Here is a 6,623-nt window from a genome sequence, read left to right as displayed (position 1 = left end):
GCACAGGAAAAATAGACTAAAACTGAGTCAGAAGATGAGCGAACACGTGATCGAATATCACTGGAATGGGTGATCGGAAAATATCGGAATAACTGATCGGATGTCGCCGGAACAGATGATCGGATACGTCGGAATCTGCAGATGGGGGATTTGTCGCCGATGACGTCGATAAACCAGACTTTGCCGCCGTCCTGGGCGGGCGTGGTTTCCACCGCCTGCAACATGCCGAAGCTCGAACCGTTGCCCTCGCCGAAAATAACGTCGGCGCCGGCGGCAATCACCGACGCGGTGACGCGTTTACCGCCGGCGGCATCGCTGTAGGCGGCAGGACCAATAACCGCATAGCGGATCTGAATCGCGGGGCGCGCCGCCCGGGCGCCGAGCACAAAGGCCGCGGCCTGGGCGTTCCAGGCCGGCGGCGCGCCGGACACGACAATGCCGAGCGTGCCGCTGCGGGACATTTTGGTCGCCAGGGTGCCCGCCCGCCAGGCCCCTTCCTGGCCGCTGACGGTATAATCGGCAACGCGGCTGGCCTTCAACGAGGACGGGCTGTCGGTAATGGCGACCGGTATGCCGGTCTGGGCGCTAATTTCCGGCGCCGCCTGGTTATAGCCGCTGGCGTGGGCGATAAACAGCTGCGCGCCGTCGTCGGCGAGATCCCGCAGGGTGGGGCGCACATCGCCATAGCCGAGATTGTCGGCGACCAGCACCTTGACGCCCTCTTTCTTGCCCGCTTCACGCGCCGCATTGATACCCTGCTGATTCCAGCCGTAATCCGTGCCGGGCTCCGGCGTCAAAATAGCGATGGTGTTGATTTCGGCGGCGTAACACGCCTGGCACAGCAGCGACGCCAGCGCCAGGGCGCCCACGCCGGTTTTCCAACCGGTAAACTTCATTGTTCGTCCTCAAAAAGCGTATGATAACGCCCTAATCCAGTACACCACCGGCCATTACCGGCGCCAATCGTCTTGTTTGACGGAGATGTCGATGAACGCGCGGGGAATACTGCTGTCCGGCCTGTTATTGCTGACCCACACCGCCAGCGCTGGCGATACGGTAAATTACCACCGCGGTAACGCCGGGCTACAGGTTTTTTCTGTAACCGTTAACAATCAGGGCCATCTCCCACTGGCGTGCCAGGCGACCTCCGCCCATTGGTATTCGGTAGAGTTAGGCATTCTGGCTCCCGGCGCTACATTGTCCACCCGCCTGTGGAAAAATCCAGTCACCGGTGAAGTTTTTATTCTCAACCAGCATCAAGACCGCCTGCCGCTGCAGCGCGCTTGGTACGGCATCGCGGGCGATGCCTGGCACACCCGCGCCGATATCGCGCTGCCGATACGCCGCGGCCCGACCGTAGCGGCTATCGCGCCGCGCGCCACTTATTTCCCGATCGTGACGATGCGGCTATCACCTCCGGCGTCCAAGCGGCGCCGCGCGCCAGCGCACTGACGCGGGCGTTTCTTATTCAGGAAACGTGCCTGTACCACGTGTTTCGAGGCGACATGCCGATTTGATGGGCTTGAGACCCGGCTAGTGTTGCTTAGCAGCCGGCGGTCAGCACCACAGGCTGACCGAGGGCGCGCCCTGCGGTAACATGTCGTTTTGACCGAGCTGGCCTGTGGTAAACACCGCGGCCGAAACGCGAGCCTGGTGACACCGGGGCACGTTGCATTTTTTGCTAACACCTTACCTAGTGACTCCCATGATAACGATAAGAGCACATACTGCTACCGATAACCCACCGTTGGTGGCCCTCTGGGAGCGCTCCGTCCGCACTACCCATCATTTCCTCAGCGAAATGGAAATCGACGCGCTACGCACGCTGGTGGCGCGGCACTATTTGCCCGCGCTGGATGTTTGGGTGGCGGACGAGGCGCAACACGGGCCCCGTGGCTTCATTGGCTTATCCGATAACCACGTCGAGATATTGTTTATAGAGGCAGCGGCGCGCGGCAGAGGTATCGGCCGGCGGCTATTAGACTATGCCGTGGCCCTGCGCGGCGATCTGACGTTGGATGTCAATGAACATAACCCTCAGGCGCTAGGATTTTACCAGCATTATGGGTTTGTCCAGACGGGCCGATCCGAGGTCGATGCCCAAGGAAATTCTTTTCCTTTACTACATATGCAATGGCATAAGCGCTAACGCATACTTTCCTTTATATTTCCCTTTCCGCCCGGTCGCGGGGTGCTATCACCGCGTCCGGCGTGCGGTGAGGCATTGGGCGGGCGGTTAAACGTCCAGCCCGTGGTTAGGCGTCCAGCAGGCGGTTAGGCGCCATAAACACCCGAGCAAGCGTGGCGCCTACAAGGAGCGGCCGCCTTGGCCGCCGACAGCCTTTATGGGCACCGTTTTTTCGCCGACGCCGGCGGAAATGTGGCCAATTTGCCTAGTTTTGTCTGTTTTCGTAAATACCTAGTTACAAAACTGACTATTGTTTACTTTAATTAATAAGGCTATAGTTGCCCGCGGAATAGCTGCCTAGGCATGGATTAAGATGAAGCACTTCGCGCCGGAGCAGTTGGAAGAGGTCTTTCAACTGGGCCGCAACATTCACTGGCTTAATAGCGATAAAGATCGGCTATTGGAAACCTGGTTGCTGCCCCACGATATTACCGCGGCGCAGTGCAAGGTCATGCTGCTGATGTGTCGTGAAGGGCTGGAAACGTCGGCGGAGATTTGCCGCCGAATGAATCTGGACAGAGACGCCACCTCGTGCATGCTGGATCGTCTGGAAAACAAAAATATGATTGCGCGCGTGCGCTGCACCGACGATCGCCGCCAAATGCGGCTTTCTTTGACCGATACCGGACGCGTTTTTTGTCGGCAATTGCCGTCGATTATCACCCACACCCTAAATGATCTTATGGCGCCGCTTACCCCCGCCGAGTTTAAAGAATTTGCCCGTCTGCTCAACAAGCTGGTGGGTCCTGCCGGTATTTAAGGAGTTACTAACACTATGCCGTTGCGCATTCGTTTATTACAGCTCTTAAGCGCGATGATGCTGGCGGGCTGCGCCTTGCCTTACGGTTTACATACCGAAGGCCGGGCGCTGGACGCCAATACCCTCGCCGGGCAACAAACCTTTTCATCGGCCAAGCTTTCCAGCGCCAGCTGGCCGGCTGCCGATTGGTGGAACAGCTTGGGTGACAGCAACCTTGACGCCCTGATCCGTCGCACGCTACAGAATAGTCCCGATTTGCAGGTTGCCGACGCCCGCGTGGATGACTATAACGGTCAAGGTAAGCAATACGGCACCGTCAGAACCTTGTCCGCCGATTTTAACTACACCTTTGATTTATGGGGCGGCCAGCGGACAGCCTGAGAAGCGGCGGTTGGGCGCGCCAATGCTGGCGAAGTAGATCGCCAGGCGGCCCGTCTGACGCTGGTGGCCAATGTGGCGCGCGCCTATAACGATTACGGCGAAGCCCACGCGATGCTGGATCTGGCGCAGCGCCGGTTTACCGCCGGGCTTAACAGTAAGTTCCAATATCAGCAGACCGAAAGTTTGGAAGCGGCGGCGTAGGCGACGCTGACCGCCGCGCGTCAACAGGTGACCGCCGCTGGAATCCGCCTGGCGGTACTGGTGGGCCAAGGCCCCGACGCCGCCCATACCCTGCCGCGTCCGCAGTTGATTGTGCCGGCCGCGGTGAGCCTGCCGGCGCCGCTGCCGGCGGAACTGCTCGGCCGCCGCCCGCTGGCGGGTTGAAGCCGCCGCCAAGGATATCAAGGTCAGCCGAACCGCCTTTTATCCCAACTTGAATCTCAGCGCCGCGGCCGGCACTAAATCGATTTTGGGCGATGCGTTTTTCGGCGCGCCCAGCCGCTTCTTTACCATCGGTCCGGCGCTGTCGTTACCTATCTTTGACGGCGGCCGCTTGCGCGCGGATTTGGCGGGCAGCAATGCCGACTACAATTTGGCGGTAGCGCAATACAACCAGTCGCTGGTCAGTGCCCTCGGCGATATCGGCGATGCCATTACGCGCCTGTCATCGCTGGAAACTCAGGTGCAGCAACAAACGCGGGCGCGGGATATCGCGCCAGCGTCTTGGGACAACGCCATGCAGCGCTACAGCGCCGGTATCGGTAACTATCTCGATGCGCTGAGCGTGGAACAGCAACTGATTCAGGCCGAGCGAGAGCTGGCCAGCATCAACGCCGAACGTACCGATACGGCCATCGTGCTGATGCAGGCGCTGGGCGGCGGTTTCCAGACCCCCGCGTCTCTCCCGGCCGCGCCTGTCGTGGCGCAGAATAATTAAAACAGACTGAGAACTCATTTTATGGCTGAATCGCAATCGAGTGTGCAACAAAATGCGGGCAACACCAGGCCCGATAACGCCGGTGCTGCGCCGGCGCGCAATAAAGGCAAGCGCAGAATGATGCTGCTTCTCCTGCTGGCGGTCGTCGTCATCTATTTGGTCACTTTTGGGTTGTATTACTGGCTACACGGCCGGTTTTACGAAAGCACCGACGACGCTTATGTGACCGGTAACATGGTGCAAATTACACCGCAGGTGGCGGGTACCGTGACCACTATCGCGGCCGATAATGGCGACTACGTCAAACAAGGACAGTTGCTGGTGCGCCGGATCCCAGCGATACCATCGTGGCGCAGGAGAGCGCCGAGGCCAATCTGGCCAGGGTGGTGCGCCAGGTAGCGGGATGTACAGCAACGTGGACAATTACAAAGTGATGGTCGCCGCGCGCAAAGTGGAACTGCAGCGCGCGCGTAGCGATTATCAGCGCCGCGCCAATCTGGCGCGCGATGGCGCCATTTCACAGGAAGAGTTGTCCCACGCCCGTGATGCCTTGACTTCGGCGGAAACCTCGCTGACGTCGGCACAGCAACAGTTGAACACGACCTTCGCGCTGGTAGACGATACCACTATCGCATTCCATCCGGACGTCAAAGACGCCGCCGCCTTGCTGCACAGCGCCTATCTCAGTCATGTCCGCAGTACGCTGGTGGCGCCGGTCAGCGGCTTTGTCGCCAAACGCTCGGTACAGGTGGGCAACCGTGTTCAGCCGGGTGCCGCGTTGATGGCAGTGGTGCCGCTGGATGATGTGTGGATCGACGCCAACTTCAAGGAAACGCAGCTGCTGTCGATGCGCATAGGTCCGCCGGTGGACATTAACGCCGATCTCTACGGCGGCGACATCACTTACCACGGCAAAAAAGTGGAAAGTTTGGGCGTCGGTACCGGAAGCGCTTTCTCGCTGCTACCGGCGCAGAACGCCAGCGGCAACTGGATCAAAATCGTGCAGCGCCTGCCGGTGCGCATCCGCTTGGATCCGGAGAATCTGGATAACCATCCGCTGCGGGTCGGTTTGTCCACCAATGTGACGGTGGATATGCATAATCAGGACGGACCGGTGCTGGCCACCATCGGCCTGTCGCTGGCGACCTTTATGCAGGTGCTGGACACGACCATCGCCAACGTCGCGCTGCCCACGATTTCCGGCAACCTGGGGGTGAGTTCGGAGTAGGGGACCTGGGTTATCACCTCGTTCGCGGTGTCCAACGCCATCGCGCTGCCGCTGACCGGCTGGATGTCGCGGCGCATGGGGCAAACGAAGCTGTTTTTGGCCTCGGTGCTGCTGTTTATCATCACCTCATTTTTGTGCGGTATCGCGCAAAATATGACGCAGTTGGTCATTTTCCGCGCCCTGCAGGGCTTCTTCGCCGGGTCGCTTTACCCCATGGTGCAAACGCTGTTGCTGTCCATCTATCCCGCCGCCAAGCGGGGGATGGCGCTCTCGCTTTTGGCGATGGTCACCGTGGTGGCGCCCATCGTCGGTCCGCTGGCCGGCGGCTGGATAACTGATAACTATACCTGGCCGTGGATCTTCTTCATTAACGTGCCTATCGGCATATTCGCGGCCATGTTGGTTCTGGCACAGTTTAAGAACCGGCCGGAGACGACGGTGACCCAGCTGATTGATTATGTCGGGCTGGCGCTGCTGGTGCTGGGGGTCGGCTTGTTGCAGGTGGTGCTGGATAAGGGGAACGATCTCGATTGGTTTGAGTCGGTATTTATCATTGTCGGCACTTTGATTTCCGTGATTTCGCTGGTGGCGCTGGTCATTTGGGAGTTGACCGACAAACACCCTATTATCGATCTCCGGCTATTCAAATACCGCAACTTTTCTTTCGGAACGCTGGCGCGGGCGCTGGTACTGGGCTATTCCGGTTTCTTTGGCATCAACTTGCTGCTGCCGCAATGGTTGCAGACCCAGCTTGGCTACACGCCGGTCTGGGTCGGCCTGGCGGCGGCGCCCATCGGTATTTTGCCGGTGTTTCTGTCGCCGCTGGTCGGTCGCTACGCGCATAAATTCGACCTCCGGCTGTTGGCGGGCGGATCGTTTTTGGTGATTGGCATCTCCTGTTTCATGCGTTCCGATTTCACCACCGACGTGGATTACTATCATATCGCGATGATTCAAGGCTTCATGGGGATCGGGGTGGCGCTATTTTTTAGTAAGCGCCCCGTGGAGGACGTCTTGAATTATTGGTGGGTTTGTTGTATGGCCCGGTAAGAATATGTTCCACTACGATGCCTAGTGAACCCGCATCCTATAAGGGACGGCTGTCAGATCATGGATAATCCGGCGATGA

General features: G+C 59.0%; 9 protein-coding genes and 2 pseudogenes. 10 read left to right on the top strand and 1 reads right to left on the bottom strand.

What is annotated here, in order from left to right; genetic code table 11:
• The coding region (locus tag ACMX3H_RS10025; RefSeq protein ID WP_415210711.1) for a BMP family ABC transporter substrate-binding protein at window positions 1-896 on the bottom strand (896 nt) is incomplete at its 3' end.
• 91 nt (window positions 897-987) lie between these two features.
• Between ACMX3H_RS10025 and ACMX3H_RS10020 the strand changes: the two genes are divergently transcribed.
• The 10 genes and pseudogenes from ACMX3H_RS10020 to ACMX3H_RS09975 all read left to right on the top strand — a co-directional run.
• Window positions 988-1,452, top strand: coding sequence for a hypothetical protein (locus tag ACMX3H_RS10020; RefSeq protein WP_415210710.1), 465 nt, complete (start codon window positions 988-990; stop codon window positions 1,450-1,452).
• A gap of 253 nt (window positions 1,453-1,705) precedes the next feature.
• Window positions 1,706-2,149: an acetyltransferase gene (locus tag ACMX3H_RS10015; protein ID WP_415210709.1), complete on the top strand. Its 444-nt coding sequence runs from the start codon at window positions 1,706-1,708 to the stop codon at window positions 2,147-2,149.
• A 352-nt stretch (window positions 2,150-2,501) separates the two neighbouring features.
• Window positions 2,502-2,948: a MarR family winged helix-turn-helix transcriptional regulator gene (locus tag ACMX3H_RS10010; protein ID WP_415210708.1), complete on the top strand. Its 447-nt coding sequence runs from the start codon at window positions 2,502-2,504 to the stop codon at window positions 2,946-2,948.
• A gap of 15 nt (window positions 2,949-2,963) precedes the next feature.
• The gene (locus tag ACMX3H_RS10005; RefSeq protein ID WP_415210707.1) at window positions 2,964-3,329 is read left to right on the top strand and encodes a hypothetical protein; all 366 of its coding nucleotides are present in this window, start codon (window positions 2,964-2,966) and stop codon (window positions 3,327-3,329) included.
• A gap of 72 nt (window positions 3,330-3,401) precedes the next feature.
• The gene (locus ACMX3H_RS10000) at window positions 3,402-3,530 is read left to right on the top strand and encodes a hypothetical protein (RefSeq protein ID WP_415210706.1); all 129 of its coding nucleotides are present in this window, start codon (window positions 3,402-3,404) and stop codon (window positions 3,528-3,530) included.
• Between the two features lie 27 nt (window positions 3,531-3,557).
• Window positions 3,558-3,713: a hypothetical protein gene (locus ACMX3H_RS09995; protein ID WP_415210705.1), complete on the top strand. Its 156-nt coding sequence runs from the start codon at window positions 3,558-3,560 to the stop codon at window positions 3,711-3,713.
• Between the two features lie 16 nt (window positions 3,714-3,729).
• A complete protein-coding gene (locus tag ACMX3H_RS09990) occupies window positions 3,730-4,266 on the top strand; it encodes a TolC family protein (RefSeq protein WP_415210713.1) in 537 nt (178 codons plus the stop codon).
• A gap of 117 nt (window positions 4,267-4,383) precedes the next feature.
• Window positions 4,384-4,665, top strand: a complete 282-nt coding sequence (locus ACMX3H_RS09985; RefSeq protein WP_415210712.1) for a biotin/lipoyl-binding protein — start codon at window positions 4,384-4,386, stop codon at window positions 4,663-4,665.
• Window positions 4,556-5,302, top strand: a pseudogene (locus ACMX3H_RS09980) (efflux RND transporter periplasmic adaptor subunit); the annotation flags it as partial. The gene ACMX3H_RS09985 and the pseudogene ACMX3H_RS09980, both read left to right, overlap by 110 nt.
• 57 nt (window positions 5,303-5,359) lie before the next feature.
• Window positions 5,360-6,484, top strand: a pseudogene (locus ACMX3H_RS09975) (DHA2 family efflux MFS transporter permease subunit); the annotation flags it as partial.
• Between the last annotated feature and the right edge of the window lie 139 nt (window positions 6,485-6,623).

The sequence above is a fragment of the Sodalis sp. (in: enterobacteria) genome, assembly GCF_047607725.1.
Lineage (GTDB): Bacteria > Pseudomonadota > Gammaproteobacteria > Enterobacterales > Enterobacteriaceae > JBLKSS01.
This window is presented reverse-complemented; position numbering and strand designations above follow the sequence as displayed.